This window comes from Streptomyces sp. R35, from assembly GCF_041053035.1.
Lineage (GTDB): Bacteria > Actinomycetota > Actinomycetes > Streptomycetales > Streptomycetaceae > Streptomyces > Streptomyces lutosisoli.
Genome location: NZ_CP163440.1, coordinates 4,865,139 through 4,887,117 on the forward strand (window position 1 = coordinate 4,865,139; position 21,979 = coordinate 4,887,117).

Genomic DNA, 21,979 nt, shown 5'->3' on the forward strand with positions numbered 1-21,979 from the left:
GTGCGGGTTCTTGAAGGGGCCGGGCGGCGCCCCGACTCGTGTCGGTTCAGCTGCGGGTGCTGGACGGCCCCGAGGGTTTCGGCCTCACGAGGGGCTGCCGGGGCGGACCGTGAGGTAGGTCCACTGGCTCCACACGCTGCCGGTCTGTGCGCCCTTGGCCGGCGGCGTGTAGTGGCCGCGGATGCGGTAGTGGTCGTTGCTCGCGAAGAGCTTGAGAGCCCGGCCGTAGCCGTACCAGCCGTCGGAGTACAAGGGCACGCAACTCTGCGAGGTGACCTGGTGCCAGGCCCCCGAGTAGTAGTGCTCGACGTACACCGACATGCAGCCGCCGGACTGATGGGGGGTCACCTGCAGGTTGAAGCCCATGTTGACTTCGGACTTGTAGAAGACCTGGTAGGTGGTGGATCCGATGCGAGTGGTCGAGAGCGGCCACTGCATCTGCGTCCGGACCGTCGGCGTGAGGGTCGCGCTGGTGGTCACCGTGCGCGGCGCGTAGCGGTAGTCCCCCGCGAAGGCCGCGCTGAAGACGGTGTTGCGGGTGATCTTGTAGTACGCGACGAGGTTCCCGTGCGCGTCGACCTTGCCGCTCTTGAGCTGCGTCCGCGACGTGCCCGCGGGCTGGTCGTACAGCGTCACGGAGCGGGAGTTGTACGTGGTCCCCAGATGCGCGGTGACTTTGACGGTCGCGCCGGAGTGGTACGACTTCGCGTCGGTCGCCACGCTCAGGGTCGGAGTGGCTCGGGACACCTGCACCTTCGCCGACGTCGTGACCGGGAGGTAGGAGGTGCCACCGTCGTAGGTGAAGGCGTACGTGTTCGCGTCGCCGACCTGCGGGGTGTCGTGGAAGGCGAAGCTGCCGTCGGCGGCGACGGGCACGGTGCCCACCGAGTAGCCGGAAGGGTGCGCCAGGTCGGTCTTCACGACGTGGACCGCGCCGGTCGTCACATGCGCATGCGGCCAGGTGAGGTGGCCGGTGACGGTCAGCGGTGCGGCACGATCGGCGGAGGAGGGAGCGGTCAGCGCCATGGTGGGGGCGTACTTGGCGACCGGGATGTCGAAGGGGCGGCCGGCCGGTCCGTAGTGGCCACTTCCGGAGTAGTCGACGCGGAAGCTCAGTTGACCGGTGAGGGGAGCCGTGCCGTCGACGCGGTAGGAGCCGAAGAAGCTGACCGGGATCCTTGCCGGGGTGGCTGTCGGGTCCGGGACGAGCACGCCGTCCGGATCGGCGTCGTCGTAGCGCGTGATGCGTACGGTGCCGGGAAGCATGGATTCTCCGGCGCCGAGGCTGAGGGTCGACTCGGGCGACACCACGAACGAGTAGGCCTCGCCGGGGGCGAGCGGAGTGGTCCAGTGTCCGTAGAGCGTGACCGGCGCGATTTCCGGGTTACGAGAGATGTGGAGCGTCGGTGTTCCCCCGGAGGCGTCGACGGCCACGCCGTAGAGCCGGCTCTCGTCCGGTGCCCAGGCGAAACCGTGTGCGGCGGGGTTCAGCTCCCGGGCGTAGTAGTACTCGGTGTAGAAGCCTTCGCCCGTTTCCGGAAACGTCTTGAGTCCGCGGCCGCCACTGGCCATGGTCCCGTCCGGGGCCACGGCGACAGCCTTGCCCCACACCTCCGTGGCGAACTGCCCGTCGACCGCCAGATCCGAGGTGCGGTACCGATTGGCGGTCGCGTTCTGCAATGACGCGACCGCCAAGTGCAGCCCGTCCGCCGTGACCTCGAAGTCGCTCAGGTCAGGGACGGGCAGCGCCTTCGCGGCCTGCCGGGTCAGCGCACCGCCCTCGGCCCGGTACGTGACGAAGGCGGAGGTGTCGCCCGTCTGCACGGCGGCCGCGAGTACGCCGGAGGGCGTCGGGGTCGTCGCCAGCATGGGCGTTGCCGACCAAGTGCCGGAATCCTGCCGCAAAGTGACCGTACCGGCTCCGTCGATGGATCCGATGCCGTCAGCGCCCGCTGTCCCGTAGCCGAACCAGAGAGTGCCCCCGGCGACGGCCAGCGAGTCCGGACGGGTGCCCGCGCCCGTACCGTAACGAGCCGACTCGGTCAGGTTCTCCGTGCTGATCGCCGCGATCGCGTCCTGGTCCGGGAGAGCCGCGTACAGCGCGGATCCGTCTTCGGAGAGGGTGAGACCCGTGGCACCCGGCTCACCACTGATCATCGTCGGGTTCCCGCCGTCGAGGTCGGTGACGAGAATGCCGTCGGTGCCGGCGCCGCCGCTGATGAACAGGTGTCCGTGCGGCGCGTCCACGACCATGTGCGCGAAGTGCGCGATCGGCAGCGGTATGTCCGACGCCGCGTACGAGTCGACCGCGCCGGGACCGATGACAGTCGTCAGTCCCACGAGCAGCGCTGCGGCGGTTGGCGGCGAGAATCGCGCCAGCTTCATGAAAGGCCCCCACATAACCTTCACGATCAAGGGGCGCAACCTAGCACGGGGAAGGTCGGGCCACGACAGCGGGTGGGGCGGATCTCTACCCCGAGTCGTTGCTGCGGGCGACGGACGCCGCCCTGCAGGCGTTCGAAGGCGAGGTGCGCGCGCTGCGGGAGCCGTCCGACGAAGCTGTCTTCGGAACTGTTGAGGGGGTGGTTCTCGCACTCAACGCGATCGACGGAGACGGCCAGCACGACGGCGCTGGCTTCTGCACGGAGGAGCGGGAGCAGCTGTGCGAATACATCGACCTCACCCTGAGCGAGCACGGTGTGGACGTGGCCGCTCTGGCGACGAGGCGGGGCATCGATCGGTCGGAGATCACGGATCGCTGGCGCGACTGACGACAGCAGTCGGAGCGGGCTCGGATCGAACTCCTAAAGCGGGTGTCGCAGGTTCGAATCCTGCCGGGGGCACCTAGCCTGACTAGGCATTAAGCATCGAACAGCCCCCTCGGAGTGATCTCCGAGGGGGCTGTTTCGTGCCCCGGCGACAAACGGGGGACAGCGCGTCAGGCGGCCTCCTCGGCCGCATCCGGGGAGACAGAAGGCAAGACGAGGTAGAGATGGCAGCCGTCTTCGCCATCTTGATCAGGTTCGGAGGGCTTGGGCGTCTGTATCTCCGCCGATGGGCCCTCGGGGAGCCGGGTGCGGTCGGCCGGTGCTTGTCGCCGGCTCCTCTGCCTTCCTGGCTCCCCCGCGACCCGGCGCAGCGTTCAGTACTGCTCGGTCTCCACGAAACCCGCGTCCGCGTTGTCGTCCGCGCCGAAGGCGTCCGCGGCGGCGGTCGGGTCGAATCCGGGCGGGCTGTCCTTCAGGGCCAGGCCCAGGCCGGCCAGCTTCGCCTTGACCTCGTCGATGGACTTCGCACCGAAGTTGCGGATGTCCAGCAAGTCGGCCTCGGAGCGCGCAAGGAGCTCACCCACGGAGTGGACGCCTTCGCGCTTGAGGCAGTTGTACGACCGAACGGTGAGCTCAAGCTCCTCGATCGGCAGCGCGAGGTCGGCGGCGAGGGCGGCGTCCGTGGGGGACGGGCCCATGTCGATGCCCTCGGCGTCGATGTTGAGCTCGCGGGCGAGTCCGAACAGCTCGACCAGGGTCTTACCGGCCGAAGCCATGGCGTCACGGGGACGCATGGCCTGCTTGGTCTCGACGTCGACGATCAGCTTGTCGAAGTCGGTGCGCTGCTCGACACGGGTCGCCTCGACCTTGTACGTGACCTTCAGAACGGGCGAGTAGATGGAGTCGACCGGGATACGGCCGATCTCCTGGCCCACCTGCTTGTTCTGAACGGCGGAGACGTAACCGCGACCGCGCTCGACGGTCAGCTCCATCTCCAGCTTGCCCTTGCCGTTGAGCGTGGCGAGGACGAGGTCGGGGTTGTGCACCTCGACACCGGCCGGGGGCGCGATGTCGGCGGCGGTGACCAGACCCGGACCCTGCTTGCGCAGGTACATCACGACCGGCTCGTCGTGCTCCGAGGAGACGACCAGCTGCTTGATGTTGAGGATCAGGTCGGTGACGTCCTCCTTGACGCCCGGCACGGTGGTGAACTCGTGCAGAACACCGTCGATCCGGATGGACGTGACAGCCGCACCGGGGATCGAGGAGAGGAGCGTACGACGCAGGGAGTTGCCGAGGGTGTAGCCGAAGCCCGGCTCCAGCGGCTCGATCACGAACCGGGAGCGGAATTCGTCGACGACCTCTTCGGTCAACGAGGGACGCTGAGCGATCAGCACGGGGTGTTGCCTCCAGTGTTTGGCGCCCGCTATGTGACGCCGTAGACACCACGAAGGGTACGGGCGGTTCGGCCTGCCAAGAGGCCGAACCGCCCGACTCCGCCCGTCTGCCGGCCGGTCGGCAGGGACCGGACAGCAGAGAGCGCCGCGACCGCGCGGAATGACCGTCGCACCCTCCGGGGTCCCATCCCTCCGTGCCCACGGCGTGCCCTTCAGAGCGGACGACCACGGTCGACAGCGGTGCAAGCCGACCCGCAGGGCCCTCCAGGAGACGGTATCTACGCAGGTCAGAAGCCACGTCGCGGTACAAGCGCCGTCGCTTCCCAAGCCGAGAGCGCAGTTTTCAGACCGCTCGTGCTCTGCTGGTTCCAGCCAGGCCGACCGTGCCTCAAACCATGCTTGAGCGCCTTGCGGTCTTTCCGGACCATGCCCTTGGAGTGGACCGGCGGGAGCCGGCCGGACAGACATACGTCCTGCGGGTTGGAACGGGGGACGGAGACCCCGGTGGCGGCCGCTGCGCTGCCCGGGTGTCCTCAGCCGTCGTGCCTGCGGGCGATATAGACAGTGTTGGCCGCGGTCCCGCCCTGGAGCGGATTGTCGAAATCGACCACGTGCGCAGCGGTCTCCGTGAAGACCTCCGCGAGCACCGAGCCGAACTCCTCGTCCGGCGGGTCGTTCGACCACAGCGCGAACACGCCCCCGGGATGGAGCAGTTCGGCCAGAGCGGTCAGACCGGCCGGGCGGTAGAGCGCGGCATGGCCGGGGTGCAGCACATGGCGCGGTGAGTGGTCGACGTCCAGCAGGATCGCGTGGAAACGGCGGCCGGGAGTCTCGGGGTCCAGACCCCGCGGGGCCGCACCGACGCCGCGGGCCGTGCCCCCCGCAGGCACCGGACCGCCCACCTCCGCACCGTCTGCAGGCACCGGACCGCCCGCAGCCGCGCTCCCCGCGGCCATCGCGAAGAAGTCCCCGCGCACCAGCCGGCACCGGGAGTCCGACACCAGTCCCGCGCCCAGCGGTACGAGCCCGCGCCGGTGCCAGTCGATCACCTCGGCCAGGGCGTCGACGACGATCAGCGAGCGCACCCGCGGATCGTCCAGCGCAGCCCGGGCCGTGTAACCGAGGCCGAGTCCGCCCACGGCGACATCGAGCGGGCCGTCGGGCAGCTCCGCCAGGCCGAGCCGGGCCAGCTCGACCTCCCCCGCGGTGAAGAGGCTGGACATCAGGTACTCGTCGCCGAGCTTCACCTCGTACACGTCCTCCCCCGACACGGGGTCCCGCCGACGCCGCAGGCTGATCTCGCCCATGGGGGTCGCCCGCCAGTCGATCTCCTCGAAACGTGCGCTCATCCGGTGTGCTTCTCCGCGTCCTTGTCCGCTGCCGCGGGCGGGTTGGGGTGCGCCGCAGGAAGGTACCGTACGGGCCGGGGCGGGGCCCGATGCCCTGCAGGGTCCCACAAGAGCACTTCCGGCGGGCGGTCGCACGGCCGCACACCGCCGCATCCAGCAGCGCATCTTGGACTACGGAGGTTGAAGCAGGGCGACGGCTCAGCCGCCAAGCGCCCCACCAGCAAGAAGCACTTCAAGGCCCAGGGCCTGGGCCAGGACTGCACAGGCAGCCTGCTCCGGCCGCCGGCGCATGTTCCAGGTGCACTTCGTCGAGCGCGAGCGCGACATGATGGCGATCGTCAGACGGCTGCTTCCGAACGCCGGTCAGGAACTCGACGCGATGGTGATCGGCATCGCGGTCTTGGATGCCGCCTGGCAGCCGGACGTACGAGCCCAGGTCATCGAGCGCGTCCTGGCCGCACCGGCGGCGGCCTGCGGACTGGAGAAGCCGTCACTGACGTGGTGGGTCAACTTCCGCGTGATCGAAAAGCGGGTGTCGCAGGTTCGAATCCTGCCGGGGGCACAGCACGAAGGGCCGGCCAAGGAGGATTTCCTCCCGCGCCGGCCCCTTTCACTCTGCCCTGACGCTCCGTGCTCAGCACTCAGCCGACTCGGGCCCTGGTGCCTGACCGCCTGCGCGCTTCACTCTGTCCGGCTGCGCTTTCTCACACCGTCCGGTCCCCCAGGCACCAGGCTCCGGGACTGGCCGGGCGGGTTCAGACCCGCTCGCCCGGAAGGTGGCGAGGCACGGAGACCAGCCCGTAGATGACAAGCACGGAGAGGGCCATGGTGGCCAGGGACCAGAAAGGAAAGGTCGAGAGGAAAATCAGCTGGCCGACCATGCAGGCACCGGCCAGCACGATGCCGGCGATCCGCGCGAATCTCGACCCCATGAATACGCCGAGACTGGCCAGGATCTGCGCGATGCCGACAAAGATCCACACCCAGCCCCAGGCGTCATAGTTGAAGATGAGAAGTCGGTTACCGTGATCGACGGTCGTGGAGTAGTAGCCGTCGTCCAGCAGGGCGACGAAGCCATTGATGATGTCGAACAGGCCGCTCAGCATCAGCATGACCCCTGCGAAGGCCACCCAGTGCGACCGCTCGACGGGCGGCCGGTCGGGCGGCCCTGAGGTACCGCCGCCCGAAGCACGAGACTGTGACTGCATAAGCCCCACCACACTCGGCTCCGTGAGACGCCGCAACCAGTGCTGAGCCGTTGGAGTGAGGGGTGGGCTCACGGCAAGTGGCCGCGCTCAATGAAGCGGCGTCGGCGTCCGGTTGGGCACGCGCACGGCGCGGGCGCGCCGCCTCTGCGGCGTGCTGTCTGTATGCGGGCAGAGGTGGGAAACCCTGCTGTGGCTGGGGCGGTCGGCGCTGTCACCAGCCCGCCACAGACCCCAGCCCCAGGACCAAAAGCACGACTCCTGCGACCCCGAACTAACCACGCCGTTTCCTTCCCCTGCCCCCACGACAAGCGTCATCATCGCGTCCTTGTCGCAGGGGACGCCGAGGTGCCCCGCACGCGCGAAAGAGGCAGCACCTGGAGGCACGACCACTGGTGGTGGAGGGGCGCCCCGGGCCCGGCCGATCGACCGAGCCCGACACGGCTAACGAACGTCCACGAAGTCACCCGTCGCCTTGACGGCACGAGTTGTCATGGTGCCTCTGAATTCATAGCGCCAGTAGCGGTCGGCGGTGGCGGTGACCTTCGCGGTGGCGACCCCGGTGGAGTTCGTGGTGGTGTAGCCCAGAGACTCGTAGTAGTCGGTGCCCGGTCGGCGGAACTCGAGGTAGGCGCGCTGGTTCGTGTAGCCGCGGTAGTCGTGGGTGTCCCAGTTGGCCCGGGTGAGCTTGCCCGTGACGGTGATGGTGCCGCCCTTGGCGACAGGCTCGGGAGAAGCGTTGGCGGTCAGCTTGGCGTAGCGCTTCATGAAGAAGGTGGTGTAGCCGTCCACCTTCACGTAGTCCCCGTCGTTGGCGTCGGCTTCGACGTTGACCTTCCAGATGCCGGCCAGCGAGTTTTTCAGATCACGCCGGGGGTCGATCGTGTAGTGCGCGGTGCAGACGGAAGTGGTTCCGTCTGCCGTGCACACCGGCGCCGCCTCGCTGGGCTTCAGGACCGCGTCGGCGTTGCTGAGGCTGCTTCCGTGGTAGAGCGTGAAGTCCGCGGACTTGATGCCCGAATCGTCGCTGGCCGTCAGCTTGACGGTGATCGTCCTTGAGTCGGTGGTGCCCAGCAGCGGCAGCCTGGTCGGCCTGCTGTATCTGCTCCTGGACGAGGCCACCAAGGGCTAGCGAGGAACCCCCGGTCAGTGTCATGGACCCGGGGGTTCCTCGTGTCTCCTGCCGGTGCTCCTGCGCGACGAGCAGCGGCAGCAGGGCGACGGACCGTGCCGAACAACTCAGGTGCCGGCGGCGGCGCGGCCGCGGCCGGCACCGGATCAGGCCGCCAGGACCTTCTGCTTGGCCTGCTGGAACTCCGCCTCGGTGATCGCGCCCTTGTTCTTGAGGTCGGAGAGCTTCGCCAGCTCGTCCGCGTGGCTCGTACCTCCGGCGGTTTCCTTGATGTAGGTGTCGAACGATGCCCTCTGCGCCATGGCGTGCTCCTGCTCACGCTTGCCCATGTCGCGTCCCCGGGCGATCAGGTACACGAAGATGCCGAGGAACGGCAGGAGGATCACGAAGAGGAGCCATCCGGTCTTCCCCCAGCCACCCATCGAGTCGTCCCGGAAGATGTCGCCGATGACGCGGAACAGCAGGAACAGCCACAGGACCCACATGAAGATCCACAGCATCGTCCAGAACGCGCCCAGGAGTGGGTAGTCGTACGCCAGGATCAGGTTCTTACTCATCGTTGTCCTCCTGCCTTGGTCGCGCCTCGCGACGCGACAGACATTTCCTGCCCCCTTGCCGACACCTACCAGCGCCGCGTCAGGCCGCCTGGTACGCCTCCGCGATATGACCCGCGGCCGACACGATCCGGGCGGTGCCCACCACGGGCGCGACCGCGACGAGTGTTCCCTGCACCTTTTCCAGCGGGACGCCGATCGCACCGGCCGCTCCGACATTGAGGAGGTAGGAGGCGGGTGCGGCGTCCATCGCCACGAGCGCGGCGATACGCAGGAGCAGATAGGTCTCCTCGTCCAGACCCGACCGCTCGAAGGTGTCGGTCGTCATGTGGACCAGGGTCTCGAACACTGGGGCGTTGCCCTCTGCGAGCGCACCCAGGTTCTCTTCAGGGGTCCTGTTCTCGGTCATGGGCGGTTCTCCCTGTCGCGTGGTGCCGACGCCGCGTCAGGCGACTTCGGCGAAGACCCGGCCGGTGCGCAGAAGCGGAAGGGAGAGTCCGGCGTCCGGCCGTAGCGCATGGGCACGAACTCCCGCAGACGGTCCCCCGACTCGGCCCCGATGATGTCCAACGGGTCCGGTCGACGATTCGTCTGCGGCTGGCACTCCGAGGGGCTCCTGCTGACCTGGTCGCCGCCATGCCACCTCCTGGACGGCGCGGCCCGGGGGGCGCCCGCCCCGTATGGGCGCTGTACCCGGCTTGCCTCCACCGTTCCACACTCTGATCCGGCAGGCATCTCGGCCACCTTGATCGCCGCCGTCACCGCTCATCGCGGCAGGTGGTGGCCGTCTGCCCCGTACCGCCCGGAATCGCTCCACCCACTTCCCGTCCGCCAATCAGCTGATCTCCATGGCGGGTCGCGGATCCATCGTGCGGGGCCGCTGGGACCATTCGCCCATGGCACCCAGGACAGGCACTGCTGAGAGTTCGGCAACGGCGCGCATTGTCCTGGTGGCGCTCGCGGCCGGACAGTTCCTGATGGCGCTCGACAGCTCGGTCATGAACGTCTCGATCGCGACGGTGGCCGACGACGTGGGCACGACGGTGACCGGTATCCAGGGCGCCATCACGGCCTACACCCTCGTGATGGCGATGTTCATGATCCCCGGCGGCAAGGTAGGGGCGCTGATCGGCCGCAAACGCGCGTTCATGATCGGCTGCTTCATCTACGGCTGTGGCTCCCTCACCACGGCGCTCGCGCCGAACCTGCCCGTACTGCTGCTGGGCTGGTCGTTCCTGGAGGGCATCGGGGCGGCACTCATCCTGCCCGCGATCGTGGCGCTCGTGGCGAGCAACTTCGTCACGGAGCGCCGTCCCGCCGCCTACGGTCTCGTAGCGGCCGCAGGTGCCGTGGCGATCGCGGTCGGGCCGCTCATCGGGGGAGTCGCGACGACGTACTTCTCCTGGCGGTGGGTCTTCGCCGGTGAGGTCGTGATGGTGTTCGGCATCCTGGTGCTCGCCGGCCGCATCGCCGACGCGCCGGTCGCCGAACGGCCTCGCATCGATCTCGTCGGCACCGTGCTGTCCGCGCTGGGGCTCGGGGTCTTCGTCTACGGCGTACTCCGCTCGGACGAATGGGGCTGGTTCCAGCCGAAGCCCGACACGCCCTCGTGGCTCGGGGTCTCGCTGGTCATGTGGCTCATGCTGGCCGGTCTGCTGCTGATCTGGCTCTTCCTCTCCTGGGAGAACCACATGGTGGAGCGGCGCAAAGAACCACTCATCGACCCGGCCATGCTGCACAACAAGCAGCTCACCGGCGGACTGACGATGTTCTTCTTCCAGTACCTCGTTCAGATGGGCGTGTTCTTCGTCGTACCGCTCTATCTGTCGGTGGCCCTGGGCCTGTCCGCGCTCATGACCGGCGCCCGCATCCTGCCGCTCTCTTTGACGCTGCTGGCGGCCGCCGTCCTGATCCCCCGCTTCCTGCCGGACGTCTCGCCGCGACGGGTGGTGCGGCTCGGGATCCTCGCGTTGCTCGCGGGCGCGGTGGTCCTGATGGCCGCGCTCGACGTGGACGCCAGTGCGGAAATCGTCACCATCCCCCTTCTGCTGATCGGGCTCGGCATGGGCGCGCTGGCGTCCCAGCTCGGCTCGGTCACCGTGTCCGCGGTGCCTGAAGCACAGAGCGCGGAAGTCGGCGGCGTCCAGAACGCCGTCACCAACCTCGGCGCCTCCATCGGTACGGCGCTCGCCGGGTCGGTCATGATCGCCGCGCTGACGACCTCCTTCCTCACCAGCGTGGACCAGAATCCGGCGATCCCGGCCGAGGTTCAGAACCAGGCGACGGTCGAACTCCAAAGCGGCGTACCGTTCTTGTCGGACGCCCAGCTCAAGTCCGCCCTCGACGAAGCGGGTACGAGCACCAAGGTGACTCAAGCGGCACTCGACGCGAACGCCGAGGCGAGGATCGACGGTCTGCGCGCCGCACTCGCCATCCTCGCCTTCGCCGCTCTCCTCGCGATGTTCTTCACCTCACGGATCCCGGAGACCCAGCCCCGTTCGACGGAGCCATAACGGAGCCATAGCGGTGGCCGGCCTCGCTTCTTCCCCTGGAAAATCAGCTTGCGGAGAGGATCGTCGGGGTCGGGCGGGATGTTGTCCCAGGGCGTGGATGGCCACTCCGGCTCGCCCGGCGCTGTCGTGCACGGGACCGACGAGGGCCTCAGGAGGACTTGGTGCCCGCGCGCCGGCGTACGGCCAGGATCAGGAGAGCGCCGAGTGCCGCGGCGATGGCTGCGGCGGCGGTGAGGAGCGGGGTGCCGTTCGAGCCCGTGCTCGCCAGGTTGCCGCCCGTGGAACTGCCGGTGGAGCTGCTGCTGGAACCGCCCGTGGAGCCGCCGGCCGAGGTGCCCGCCGAGCTGGAGCCCGTCGTGCCCGTGCCGCCGGCGGACTGCGGCTGGGGGTCGTTGTCGTCGCCGCCCGTGTCGGAGCCGCCGTCGTCCGAGCCGCCGGTGCTGGTGCCTCCCGAGGTGGCCTGGGCGGGTACGTCGATGGTGAGGGCGGCCGTGTCGTTGGCCGCGTTCTTGTCGAACACCGGGTGGATGTCGTACACGGAGGTCGCCCTCACCTCGCCCTTGGTGTCCTGCATGGTGTCCTTGAGCTTGAGCGTGAAGGAGTAGGTGAGCGACTGGCCGACCTCGATGGTGTGGTCGGCGGGCGAGCACACGTAGCGGGGCTTGCCCGGTTCCGACGGGCCGGTCGGGCCGTCGATGCCGAACGGCTCGCAGTCCTTGGGCACTTCGGTGGCGACGGTGCCGGGCGGGATCTGCACCATGAGTGCCGTCTGGTCGTCGCTCTCCTGGTTCTGGATCCAGCCGGGGCCGTCGTTGCGCAGCGTCGCCTTGACCGTCACGGTGCTGCCGGGAGCCGCCTCGGCCCGGTCACCGACGGCCACGAGGTCCGCCGAGCTGTCCGCGGTCAGGGCCAGGCGCTTGTAGCTGTCGTTGTACCCCTCGCCGGGGGTATCACCGGTGGGCCCCGTGCCGTACTCAACGGCCTCCATCAGCGCCTTGGGCAGCGCCTTGAACCGTACGGGCGTGGTGATGGAGGCACCGGGTTCGATGACCGTGTCGAGTTCGCACAGCGCCTGTCTGACCTGGTCCTCGATGGTCGAGTAGGTGCAGCCCTCGACGGTCTCGGGGAAGTCGAGGCCACGGGTCAGGCGGATACGGAAGGTGACGCCGTCCGCCGCCGCCGTGCCCTTGTTGGTGAGGGTGACGGACTGGTCGTACGTCTCGCCGGGCTGGGGAGTGGCGCGCGGCAGCGTCGAGATCACCAGGTCGGGCGCGCCCTCCTCGGCGTGCGCCACGGGGGCGACGACCACGGGGACGACGGCGGCGATCGCGGCGGCGGCCACGAGGGCTGCCGAGGGGCGGAGGTGCTGACGCACGGTTGGTCTCCTCGTCGAGGTTGGTCGGGGGTCGGTCAGAGGTCGGGACGGTGACCGGGGGGGCGTTGGCCACCCGGTCATGTCCTGGACATCTGGAGGGCCCCTGGGGTTGTAGCGATCCGTGATCCGAGGTGCCTCTCGCCCGGACCCCGGTCAGCTCGGGGAGCTGCCCCCCGTAGTCGCGCGCTGGCGCTGGTCGGACCACTGTCGGAGTTCCTCGGCTCCTACGTTCTCGACGGCGGCGAGGAGGGTTTGGCGGGCCTCTTCGTCGCGGGCCGAGTCGGGGAGCAACTGGTAGCGGTTGATGGCTCTGCGCAGTCCTTCCCGGGACTGGGCCGCCAGGACGTAGCGGGGCCCGTGGCCGAACACCTGACGGAAGCCCGTGAAGAACAGGGCTCCCCCGGCTATGAGGGCCGTCAGCCACGCCGGTGCGCCCAGGCCCGCCGCCACCACCGTGCACGAGGACGTGGTCAGGGCTCCCAGCTCGGACAGGCGGTACCACCGTCGGGCCGAGTCGCGCACCTGCTCGTAGAAGGCCAAGTCGCCCAGGGCCAGGGCGAGGAGCGGGTCCGGCGCGGAGGTCCAGCGCTCGGTCTCGCGCGAAGGTGCCGGTGCCTGTGTCGGTGTCGGAGTCGGTGTCAGGGGCTGTCTGCGGCGCATGCGCACATGGTGTCCCGGGAAACCCCGGGACGGAACAGGCCGCTATCGTCCAGCCATGCGGCCAACGAGCGCTGAACGCACAGACGAGCGACCGAAGTTCACGAGCGTCGCACGTCATGTCGCACGACGTCCCCTGCTGATGCTCTGGCTGGTGGCTGTCGCCGTCGGCGTCACCGTCCTGCGGAGCCGGATTCCCGAGCCCTGGTCGGGGCTGGCCCTGCTGCCCGCCATGCCCCTTGGCGTGTGGTCCATCTCGCGCAGCTATTACGGGACGCGGCGGCAGCCGCCCACGAAGGGGACTTCCCAGTAACGGCCATGGACCCCAGGTGGTCTCCCAGCTCCTCGGCCGGCTTGCCCAGGGCCGCTCCAACGCCGGGATGGCGGAAGGCCTGTTCATCTCGGAGAAGGCCGTCGCCAAGCACATCGGCGACATCTTCACCAAGCTCGGCCTTCCGCCATCCGACACCGACAACCGGCGCGTCCTCGCGGTCCTCGCCTGTCTGGACCGCTAGGGCCTGTCTCGGCGGCCGGACATCACACCCTCACCACATCACCGGGAGTCTCTCCGGGATGCGCTTCATGAAGCCCGTCCGCCAGACCAACTGCTCGATCGGGACTGCCAGTTGGATGTCGGGCATCCGCTCCAGCAGCACCTCCAGCGCTGTCTCCGCGTGCCTCTTCCCCAGGGCCGTCGCCGGGCAGTAGTGGCGGCCGCCCCCGAAGGAGAGGTGCGTGGTGCTGTTGTCGCGGGTGAGGTCGAAGCGGTACGGGTCCGGGAACTGCGCCGGGTCGAAGTTGGCGCCCTCGACCAGCACCAGGACCAGTTCGCCCTTCCGGACCTCCACCTCGCCGAGCCGTACGTCCTCCAGGGCCAGGCGGGGCAGGCCGTCACCGATGGAGAGGTTGACGCGCAGGAGTTCGTCGACGGCAGCCGAGATGCGGGCGGGGTTCGCGGTCAACTCCCGCCTCAGCTCCGGGCGTTGGAGGAGCGACACGAGCGCCATCGCCAGGAAGCCCGAGGTCGAGATGACGCCCGCGCCGAACATCGTCACCCCCACCGTCGCGAGCATCTCGTCGGTCAGGTGGGCGTACTCCGGGTCCTCGCGCAGGGCCGCCAGCTCGGACATCAGGCCCGTCGTCGACGGGTCGTCCAGGCGGGCGGTCATGTACGCGATGTCCCGGTCCCAGTTCAGCTTGGCGCCCGTGACCGGGCAGGCGGAGTTCATGAACGCGATGTCCAGGCTGCGCATCAGCCGGGGCGCGTCCGTCTGCGGGATGCCGAGGATGTGGCAGTGCATGGCCGCCGAGTACGGGTCCGCGAAGCCGCCGCGCAGGTCCGCGGGGGCGCCCTCGGCCAGCAGGCCGTCGATCAGTTCGGCCGCGTACGACCGCATCCAGTCCGTCAGGCCCTCGCTCTTCGGGTTGAGCGCCTTGAGGACGGCCTTGCGCAGCCCGGCACCCGTGATGTTGCCCATGTTGTTGACGACCTCGGGCGGGATCGTCAGCGCGTACTGGCGTGGCACGCCGGGCGCCGAGGTGTCCTTCAGGCTGAAGCGGTCGTCCTCCAGCACCTGCTTGCACAGGTCGTACGAGGAGACCAGCCAGGCCTCGTCGCCCGCGATGGTCCGTACCCGGCGCACCGGGGCCGATGTCCGCAGCTCCTCGACTTCGGAGGGAAGTTGGTCGCCCCGCCACGAGAACGGGAAGTCGATCAGCGTCTCAGTGGTCGTCATCGGTGGCTCCTTCCGGGCCGGCGGGCGTGACGATCGCGTGGCCCTGGTTGCGGGACGCACGCAGGCCCGAACCACGCGCGTAGAGCAGCTCGGCCATCGGCAGGAGCTGGTGGTAGCAGTTGAGGGAGGACGGGACGCCCAGGATGGCCGGGGTGTCCAGGAACAGCGGGGCCTCGGCGCAGACGTACTGCAGGCAGACCTCGCGCTGCCGCGCGGTGCCCTCCCGTCCGTCGAGGACCTTCGAGGAGAGGTACGCGTCCACGAGGGTGTCGCAGGTCCGGCGGAACTCCCCGTCGGTGTCGAGGAGTTCGCGGATGTGGTCGTGGATCCGCCGGTACGCGGGGTTGTCCACGAAGTCGGACATCGCGTACGCGGCGAGCCCCCCGGCGCCGAACTCCTCAGCGGCGGCGGTCACCTTGGCGCGTACGCCCCGGAGGTTCTTGACCGCCTTGCGGCGGGCGTCGTCGGGTGCGTAGCCCAACGCCTCGTACATGTCCGCCACATGGAGGTCCGTATAGACGAAGTCGACCCGGTCGAAGTGCTCGATCCCCCAGCGGGCCAGGTCGTTGATCCGGCGGGCCGAGAAGTAGCTGTTGCCCGGCGAGACACCGATCACGGCGTGGTCGCCCGCCGCGTGGATGACCTGGCAGTGGGGGGTGTAAGGCTGAACTCTGAAGAGGCCGGAGATGGTTGGCCTGGGAGTGACGTGCCGGCTCTCGGAAACAGTTGCAGTAGTCAACTGGAGAGTGTCCTTCGCGTCGCTAGTCCCAATGGAGCCTCGTGCTCCTGGTGTGGCGACGACGCCGTGAAGTTAGCGGGCGGACACGGAGAGTGTCAACGGCGGGCCGGTTCGGTGTCGGGGTGGGTGGGGGCTGGTCGCGCAGTTCCCCGCGCCCCTTTTAGGGGCGCGGGGAACTGCGCAATCTTTTGGGGGTCTGGGGGCGGAGCCCCCAGGGATGGGACGGGTAGGGGCGGCGGGGGCGACAACCGGCGGGCGGCTGCCTCAGTACTGGTACACCCTGTCGCTGCCCGGGCCGCCCGACAGGAAGTCGGTCCCCGCGCCCCCGTGCAGCAGATCGTCGCCGCTGTTGCCGTACAGCTTGTCGTTGCCCGTGCCGCCGTACAGGGAGTCGTTGCCGCGGCCGCCCTGGAGGAGGTCGCCGCCCGCGTTGCCGTACAGCTTGTCCTTGCCGTCGTCGCCGAAGAGGGCGTTGCCCGAACTCGTGCCCGACAGGCTGTCGTTGCCCGTGCCGCCGTGGCACTCGGCGTGGCACTTCACGAGCGTGTCGTTGCCCGCGCCGCCGTACGCGCCCTCGTCGTAGACCCCGCCGCCCCCGGCGAGGTGGTCGTTGCCGTCCTGCCCGTAGAGGACGTCCACGCCGTGGCCGGTCAGGGTGTCGTTGCCCGTGCCGCCGTAGATCCTCGTGTACCCACCGCTGGTGTCGCCGGTCGTCGCGGTGTCGTCGCCGTCGCCGAGGTCGACGATCAGGGAGTCGAGGTCGGATGCCGAGGTGTTGGGCTCGGTGACCGTGCAGACCGCCTTGGTGTCGTCGGTGGCGTCCGGGCGGACACAGCCGTCGCCGAGGGCGATCGTGACGGAGTCGTCGAAGGTGTAGATGAAGTCGGAGAGCTGGGACCCCGAGTCGAACGCGCCGAGCTTCCAGGTGATGCTCAGGTTGTTCTTCTGGCCCGCGGCCGCCGTGTAGTAGAGCTTCTGGCCCACGACATTCGCCGTCGCGCTCTTGGCCGACGCGCTCGTGGCGGTCGCGGCGTGGGCCGTCGCCGTCGGGACGGCGACCGCGGCGCACACGGCGGCGAGCGCCAGTGCCTTCGGCAAGGCGGCGGCGGCTGTGGTACGGCGGCTGCGGCGACTGAACATGGTTACCCCTTGGTGTGCCCTGGTGTGTTTCTGCGCGCTCGTGTGCGCTTTTTGGTCACCTCCTTCGACACTGGCGACCGTGGGGTGGTTGTGACCCATGTCGCCCAACTTGGCTCAATTCAGGGAGAGTTCACTCTCGCTTGGCTCCCCCTTGGCGCGGACACCTCCCACCGTTGGCGCCAGCGTCAGCGTCACGGCGATCGAGGCGACCGCCATCACCGTCATCGCCGTACCGGGCGAGGTCAGTTGGGCCACCCCACCCGCCAGCGCCGCACTCGCGCCCTGCATGGTGAGCATCCCTGCCGTGTGCAACCCGAGGGCGTGGCCGCTCAGTTCGTCGGGGATCAGGGCCACCAGGCGTTCCTGCTGCATCAGGCTCGAACCGAAGCCGATGGAAGCCACCGCTACGGCGGCCGCCGCGACAGCCACGCCCGGCCGGAGCACGAACACCAGATACGGAGTCGCGAGCAGCAGCAGGAACGGGATGCCGAGGCGCGCCCGCACCCGGGGCGGCAGGAGGCGGCCCGTCGTCACGTCCCCCACGAACATCCCGAACGCCGCGAAGGCGAACAGCGCGCCCGCCCGGCTCGGCGCGTACGACACGAACAGCGATTCGCAGCCGACGATCAGGCCGTTGGGGATCCAGAGGAGGAGGTAGAGGGTGCGGCGCTCGGGCGAGGAGAACAGGCGGGCGTTGGTGCGCCAGGTCGTCGCGATCGAGGGACGGCCCAAGGCGCGCGGGGCGCGGCGGGTCAGGCCGAGGCGGGCGACCACCGCGGCGGCCAGGTACAGCGCGGCCGCCGTGAGGAGCGTGACGCGAGGGGACAGCAGCGCGACCAGGACGCCTCCCGTCCCGTACCCGGTGATCTGCGCAATGCCATTCATCATGTTGAACACCGAACGCCCCAGCAGATAGCCGCTGTTGCCGCCATTGCTGCTATTGCTGCTATTGCTGCCCTTGCTGCCCTCGCCGCTGTTTCCGCTGTTGCCGTCCTTGGCGAGGATCTCGTTCAGCAGACCCCACAGCACTCCGCCGCCGAACGACTGGATCAGGCCGAGGAGCAGGAGCAGGACGAAGATCGTCCAGACGGGCATGCCCGGGATCGACATCACCGCCGTACCGGCCCCGAACGCGAGCGCGATGCCCGCCACGGTCGCCCTCGGCGGCAGCCGGTCCGCCGCCGACAGCATGGTCGTCGCGCCGACGACCTGCGCCAGCGACGGGCCGAACATGCTCAGCGCGGTGAGCAGCGGCGAACCCGTCGCCCGGTACACGAGGGTGGCGAGGGCCAGACCGCTCACCGTCGAGGCGGCGGTCCGGAAACAGGAGGAGAGGAACAGCGGGGTGAACTCCCGCGTGCGGAAGAGGTCCGAGTAGCTGCGCATGGGCGGAGTCTGCGAGGACGCGACGGGCGGCCGTTATTGTTTCGCGCGGACGCGAAACCAAAGGGCGGACGGAGGGCGGGCGGCGGATGGGCTGGTGGCAGGTCAACGCCGACACCCTCGCCGGCAGCCGCTTCGCCCTCTCCCCCCTCGCCGAGACCTTCGCGAGCCTGAAGCTGCTGCACGCGGGCACCGCCACCCACCCCGGCGAGCGCACCTGGCTGAACGCCCACCTGCCCGCGTACCAAAGGCGCCTGGCCACCGATCCGGTCACCGCGCTGCTGATCCGGTCCGGCCTCGGCCGGGACTGGATCGCCGACTTCCTGACCCCGACCCCGTACGGCGACGAGTCCTTCGAGGCCGAAGTCGCCCGGGTGCGCGAGGCGAAGCCGGAGGCCGCCCGCGCCCACCTCACCCGCTCCCTGCGCGGCCCCCTCCCCGCCGAACTCGCGGACCGCGACGACCTGCCCGAACGCGCCGCCGGTCTCCTCACCTACGTATGGGAGGAGTCCGTACGCCCTTACTGGGACCGTCGGCGGCGCATCCTGGAGGCGGACGTGGTCGCCCGGACTGCACACCTCAGTCAGGGCGGCTGGGCGGCGGCCCTGGACGCGCTGCGGCCCGGGACCCGATGGCTCGGCGACAACCGGCTCCAGGTCAACCTGCACGAGTACCCGCCGCGCGAGATCTCCGGCGCCCAGCTCCTCTTCGTACCCGTCACGCCGAAGGCCGGGTGGGTGAGCTGGGAGGAGCCGCACCGGTACGCCGTCGTCTACCCCTGCGCGGGCGCTCTGACCGACGTGGGCGGCGAGGCCGTCCCGGAGAGCCTCGGCGCGCTTCTCGGCCCCGCCCGCGCCGGCGTCCTCGTCCTCCTCGACTCCCCCATGTCCACGAGCCAGCTCGTCGCCGTGACCGGGCAGGCGCTGGGCTCGGTCGGGCGGCATCTGAAGGTGCTGCTGGACGCGCGGCTGGTGGAGCGGCGACGGGCGGGGCGGTCGGTGCTGTACTCGCGGACGGCGGCCGGTGAGGTGCTGGTGCGGGCCGCGCAAGGCGCCTGATGCGCGCAATGCAGGTGAGGCGCGTGAGGCTCAGACGCGCGGCGCCCCCGTCACCGACATCACCAGCGAGTACAGCGACGTGGACGCCGTGATGAACAGGCGGTTGTTCTTCGGGCCGCCGAACGCGATGTTGGAGACCGTCTCGGGCACGAGCAGCCGGCCGATGAGGTCGCCGTCGGGGGCGTAGCAGTGCACGCCGTCCGCGAGGGCGGCGGCCCACAGGCGGCCCTCGTCGTCGAAGCGGATGTTGTCGAAGTGGACGTCGCCCTTGGCCTCGGCGAAGACCTTGCCGTTCGTGAGGGTGCCGTCGTCGTGGACGTCGAAGACGTGGATGCGGGCGGCGCGGGTGTCGGAGACGTACAGCCGCTTCTCGTCGGGCGAGAGGATGACGCCGTTGGGCCCGTCGAAGCCGTCCGCGGCGAGCGTGACCTCGCCGCTCGCCGGGTCGATCCGGTACAGGTTGCGGGCGCCGATCTCGGACTCGGCGCGGTGGCCCTCGTAGTCGCTGGTGATGCCGAAGTCCGGGTCGGAGAACCAGATCGTGCCGTCGGAGCGGACGACCGCGTCGTTCGGGCTGTTGAGCCGCTTGCCGTCGTAGCGGTCGGCGAGGACGGTGACGCTGCCGTCGGGCTCGGTGCGGGTGACGCGGCGGTTGCCCTGCTCGCAGGTGACCAGGCGGCCCTGGCGGTCGAGGGTGTTGCCGTTGCTGTGACCGGCCGGGGCGCGGAAGAGGCCGGTCGTCCCGGTGCCCTCGTCCCAGCGCAGGATGCGGTCGTTCGGGATGTCGCTCCAGATCAGCTGACGCCAGGCGGGCACGTAGAGCGGGCCCTCGGCCCAGCGGCAGTCGGAGTGGAGCACCTCCAGCCTGCTGTCGCCGTTGACACAGCGGCCGGTGCGGAAGCGGTCGTCCAGGATCTCGTACAGGCCTTTGACGATGTGGCCGGACATGGTTTCCCCTCAGCAGCGTTGACGCACCATTGATGCGGCAGTGATCAGGATGTGATTCAACGTAACACGCACACCGCCGAACGAGATATGGTCTTTCCATGAAACGAGTGGATGACATTGACCGTCAGCTGATCGCACTGCTTCAGCAGGACGCCACCCAGTCCTACGCCGTGCTGGGCAAGGCGGTCGGCCTGTCGGCGGGCGCCGCGCACGAGCGTGTGCGCAAGCTGCGTGAACAGGGGGTCATCCGGGCCACGACGGTCGACGTCGACCCCGCGGCGCTCGACCGCGGGGTCCTCGCCTTCGTGCTCGTCGACTCGAATACGTGGATGGGCGAGCGGGCCGACGCCTTCGCCGCCGTACCCGAGATCCAGGAGGCCCACGTCATCGCGGGCAGCGCATCGTTGCTGGTGAAGGTGCGCACGGCGACGACCGAACAGCTCCAGGACGTACTGCGCCGCCTGTACGCGATCGAGGGGGTCAGCGGGACGCAGGCGACGGTCGTCCTGGAGACCTTCTTCGAGCGGCCCGTGCACGCTGGTTAGCATCGCTGTATGACTACTGAGAATTCTGTACTTGACGTCGAAATCGGGGCACTCAAGGGCGGTTCGGCCGATCTCGGCCAGTACCGCGGCAAGGCCGTCCTCATCGTGAACGTGGCCTCCAAGTGCGGGCTGACCCCGCAGTACGCGGGCCTTGAGCGACTCCAGGAGCGCTACGCCGACCAGGGCTTCACCGTCCTCGGCGTGCCCTGCAACCAGTTCCTCGGGCAGGAGCCCGGCACCTCCGAGGAGATCGCCGAGTTCTGCTCCGCCACGTACGGCGTGACCTTCCCGCTCACCGAGAAGGTCGAGGTGAACGGCGACGCGCGGCACGGACTGTACGAGCGGCTGGTCGGCACCGAGGACGCCGAGGGCCACAGCGGGGACATCCGCTGGAACTTCGAGAAGTTCCTGATCGGCCGGGACGGCGCGGTCGTCGCCCGCTTCTCGCCGCAGACCGAGCCGGAGTCGGCCGAGGTCGTCGCGGCGGTGGAGAAGCAGCTCGCCGGTTGACCTTGCCCCTGGGGCAGGGTCGAGCCTTCATGTCACCGGGCGGAAGGAGCCCGGTGACGGAGGATGTGCTCGTGGACAAGGAACTGCTCACGATCGGTGCGTTCGCCGCGCGGGCCCGGCTCTCGCCGAAAGCCCTGCGGCTGTACGACCGGCTGGGGCTGCTGGCCCCGGCGCACGTCGACGAGGTCAGCGGTTACCGCTACTACCGCGCCGACCAGGCCGAGCGCGCCCGGCTCGTCGCGCTGCTGCGGCAGCTCGACATGCCGCTCGCGCGGATCGCGGAGGTGGTGGCGGCGGAAGGTTCCGCCGCCGCCGGCCTTCTCGACGCGTACTGGGCGGACATCGAGGCGCGGTTCGCCTCGCAGCGGACGCTGGCCGAGTACCTCCGTGGACGGCTGTCCGGGAGGAGTTCGGAGATGTACGGGAAGTTCGTGATCGAGACGGTCGAGTTGCCCGAGCGCGTGGTGCTGACGGAGAAGCGGCACATGCTCGCGGACGAGCTGCCGGTCTGGATCCCGGCCGCGCTGGGGCGGCTGGAGGAGGGCGCCCGGGAGGCCGGGGGGATCACCGGAGACCCCTTCGTCGTCTACTACGCCGCGGTCAGCAACGAGAGCGACGGACCCGCCGAGTCGTGCGTACCGGTCGCCGACGCGGACGCCGCGCGGGCCTGGGCCGAGGGGCAGCCGCGGGCCCGGGGAATCCAGGTGCGTGTCGAGCCCGCCCAGCGGCTCGCCTACGCCCGTATCACCAAGGCCCAGGTCGCCCACCCCCAGATCCTCGCCGCCTTCGAGGCCGTCGAGGCGTGGATCACCGAACAGGGGCTGTCGTACGACGGTCCCTGCCGTGAGATCTACTTCGCGGACTGGGACGCGGCGGGGCCGGAGGACGCGGTGTGCGATGTGGCGTTTCCGGTGAGGTGACGTCGTCGGGGCTGGTTTTCGCCCCCGCCGCCCCTACCCGTCCCATCCCG

Annotated in this window: 22 protein-coding genes and 1 pseudogene; 8 read left to right on the forward strand and 15 right to left on the reverse strand. The window is 69.5% G+C overall.

All coding sequences use genetic code 11. The features are described 5' to 3' along the window. Window positions 1–84: 84 nt before the first annotated feature. A complete protein-coding gene (locus AB5J50_RS22210; protein ID WP_369260155.1) occupies window positions 85–2,385 on the reverse strand; it encodes a hypothetical protein in 2,301 nt (766 codons plus the stop codon). A 98-nt stretch (window positions 2,386–2,483) separates the two neighbouring features. On the opposite strand from AB5J50_RS22210, the gene AB5J50_RS22215 reads away from it, so the two are divergent. Next, window positions 2,484–2,771, forward strand: coding sequence for a hypothetical protein (locus AB5J50_RS22215; RefSeq protein ID WP_369260156.1), 288 nt, complete (start codon window positions 2,484–2,486; stop codon window positions 2,769–2,771). A gap of 371 nt (window positions 2,772–3,142) precedes the next feature. Here the strand turns inward: AB5J50_RS22215 and AB5J50_RS22220 are convergent, their stop codons facing one another. The 7 genes from AB5J50_RS22220 to AB5J50_RS22250 form a co-directional block, all read right to left on the reverse strand. Then, window positions 3,143–4,165 (reverse strand): DNA-directed RNA polymerase subunit alpha, encoded by a 1,023-nt coding sequence (locus tag AB5J50_RS22220; protein ID WP_369260157.1) that lies wholly within the window; start codon window positions 4,163–4,165, stop codon window positions 3,143–3,145. 533 nt (window positions 4,166–4,698) lie between these two features. After that, window positions 4,699–5,514 carry a spermidine synthase gene (locus tag AB5J50_RS22225; RefSeq protein ID WP_369260158.1) on the reverse strand — a complete coding sequence of 272 codons (816 nt, stop codon included), beginning with the start codon at window positions 5,512–5,514 and terminating at the stop codon, window positions 4,699–4,701. Window positions 5,515–5,877: 363 nt separating this feature from the next. After that, window positions 5,878–6,024, reverse strand: coding sequence for a hypothetical protein (locus tag AB5J50_RS22230; RefSeq protein WP_369265767.1), 147 nt, complete (start codon window positions 6,022–6,024; stop codon window positions 5,878–5,880). Between the two features lie 245 nt (window positions 6,025–6,269). Next, window positions 6,270–6,722: a hypothetical protein gene (locus AB5J50_RS22235; protein WP_369260159.1), complete on the reverse strand. Its 453-nt coding sequence runs from the start codon at window positions 6,720–6,722 to the stop codon at window positions 6,270–6,272. Window positions 6,723–7,163: 441 nt separating this feature from the next. Further along, window positions 7,164–7,841 carry a calcium-binding protein gene (locus AB5J50_RS22240; protein WP_369260160.1) on the reverse strand — a complete coding sequence of 226 codons (678 nt, stop codon included), beginning with the start codon at window positions 7,839–7,841 and terminating at the stop codon, window positions 7,164–7,166. A 156-nt stretch (window positions 7,842–7,997) separates the two neighbouring features. Then, window positions 7,998–8,408, reverse strand: coding sequence for an SHOCT domain-containing protein (locus AB5J50_RS22245; protein WP_369260161.1), 411 nt, complete (start codon window positions 8,406–8,408; stop codon window positions 7,998–8,000). 79 nt (window positions 8,409–8,487) lie between these two features. Further along, the gene (locus AB5J50_RS22250) at window positions 8,488–8,814 is read right to left on the reverse strand and encodes a carboxymuconolactone decarboxylase family protein (protein WP_327429507.1); all 327 of its coding nucleotides are present in this window, start codon (window positions 8,812–8,814) and stop codon (window positions 8,488–8,490) included. 487 nt (window positions 8,815–9,301) lie between these two features. Between AB5J50_RS22250 and AB5J50_RS22255 the strand changes: the two genes are divergently transcribed. Next, on the forward strand, window positions 9,302–10,918 hold the full coding sequence (locus AB5J50_RS22255) for an MFS transporter (protein WP_369260162.1): 1,617 nt from the start codon (window positions 9,302–9,304) through the stop codon (window positions 10,916–10,918). Between the two features lie 148 nt (window positions 10,919–11,066). Here AB5J50_RS22255 and AB5J50_RS22260 read toward each other — a convergent pair whose 3' ends face one another. Together AB5J50_RS22260 and AB5J50_RS22265 are read right to left on the reverse strand one after the other, a co-directional pair. Further along, entirely contained in the window at window positions 11,067–12,293 is a 1,227-nt protein-coding gene (locus tag AB5J50_RS22260) for an LPXTG cell wall anchor domain-containing protein (protein WP_369260163.1), read from the reverse strand. Window positions 12,294–12,446: 153 nt separating this feature from the next. Next, window positions 12,447–12,953: an SLATT domain-containing protein gene (locus AB5J50_RS22265; protein ID WP_369260164.1), complete on the reverse strand. Its 507-nt coding sequence runs from the start codon at window positions 12,951–12,953 to the stop codon at window positions 12,447–12,449. A gap of 55 nt (window positions 12,954–13,008) precedes the next feature. On the opposite strand from AB5J50_RS22265, the gene AB5J50_RS22270 reads away from it, so the two are divergent. Further along, complete coding sequence (locus AB5J50_RS22270) at window positions 13,009–13,263, forward strand: hypothetical protein (protein WP_369260165.1); 255 nt, start codon at window positions 13,009–13,011, stop codon at window positions 13,261–13,263. A gap of 25 nt (window positions 13,264–13,288) precedes the next feature. After that, window positions 13,289–13,465, forward strand: a pseudogene (locus tag AB5J50_RS22275) (LuxR C-terminal-related transcriptional regulator); the annotation flags it as partial. 30 nt (window positions 13,466–13,495) lie between these two features. Here AB5J50_RS22275 and AB5J50_RS22280 read toward each other — a convergent pair. From AB5J50_RS22280 to AB5J50_RS22295, 4 genes are all read right to left on the reverse strand, one after another. Next, complete coding sequence (locus AB5J50_RS22280; RefSeq protein ID WP_369260166.1) at window positions 13,496–14,686, reverse strand: cytochrome P450; 1,191 nt, start codon at window positions 14,684–14,686, stop codon at window positions 13,496–13,498. Further along, window positions 14,673–15,425 (reverse strand): tRNA-dependent cyclodipeptide synthase, encoded by a 753-nt coding sequence (locus AB5J50_RS22285; RefSeq protein WP_369260167.1) that lies wholly within the window; start codon window positions 15,423–15,425, stop codon window positions 14,673–14,675. The genes AB5J50_RS22280 and AB5J50_RS22285 overlap by 14 nt, the downstream gene beginning before the upstream one ends. Before the next feature lie 264 nt (window positions 15,426–15,689). Then, a complete protein-coding gene (locus AB5J50_RS22290) occupies window positions 15,690–16,565 on the reverse strand; it encodes a calcium-binding protein (protein ID WP_369260168.1) in 876 nt (291 codons plus the stop codon). Between the two features lie 114 nt (window positions 16,566–16,679). Then, entirely contained in the window at window positions 16,680–17,951 is a 1,272-nt protein-coding gene (locus AB5J50_RS22295; protein ID WP_369260169.1) for an MFS transporter, read from the reverse strand. 86 nt (window positions 17,952–18,037) lie between these two features. On the opposite strand from AB5J50_RS22295, the gene AB5J50_RS22300 reads away from it, so the two are divergent. After that, window positions 18,038–19,006 (forward strand): ArsR/SmtB family transcription factor, encoded by a 969-nt coding sequence (locus AB5J50_RS22300; RefSeq protein WP_369260170.1) that lies wholly within the window; start codon window positions 18,038–18,040, stop codon window positions 19,004–19,006. A gap of 30 nt (window positions 19,007–19,036) precedes the next feature. On the opposite strand, the gene AB5J50_RS22305 is transcribed toward AB5J50_RS22300, so the two are convergent. Further along, window positions 19,037–19,954, reverse strand: a complete 918-nt coding sequence (locus tag AB5J50_RS22305; RefSeq protein WP_369260171.1) for an SMP-30/gluconolactonase/LRE family protein — start codon at window positions 19,952–19,954, stop codon at window positions 19,037–19,039. 107 nt (window positions 19,955–20,061) lie between these two features. Here AB5J50_RS22305 and AB5J50_RS22310 point away from each other — a divergent pair, with 107 nt between their 5' ends. Genes AB5J50_RS22310 through AB5J50_RS22320 form a run of 3 tightly spaced genes read left to right on the forward strand, consistent with a single transcriptional unit; the run spans window position 20,062 to window position 21,929 of the window. Further along, window positions 20,062–20,499: an Lrp/AsnC family transcriptional regulator gene (locus AB5J50_RS22310; protein WP_369265480.1), complete on the forward strand. Its 438-nt coding sequence runs from the start codon at window positions 20,062–20,064 to the stop codon at window positions 20,497–20,499. A gap of 9 nt (window positions 20,500–20,508) precedes the next feature. After that, window positions 20,509–21,009 (forward strand): glutathione peroxidase, encoded by a 501-nt coding sequence (locus AB5J50_RS22315; protein ID WP_330305295.1) that lies wholly within the window; start codon window positions 20,509–20,511, stop codon window positions 21,007–21,009. Window positions 21,010–21,062: 53 nt separating this feature from the next. Next, on the forward strand, window positions 21,063–21,929 hold the full coding sequence (locus AB5J50_RS22320) for a MerR family transcriptional regulator (protein ID WP_369260172.1): 867 nt from the start codon (window positions 21,063–21,065) through the stop codon (window positions 21,927–21,929). The last annotated feature ends 50 nt before the right edge of the window (window positions 21,930–21,979 follow it).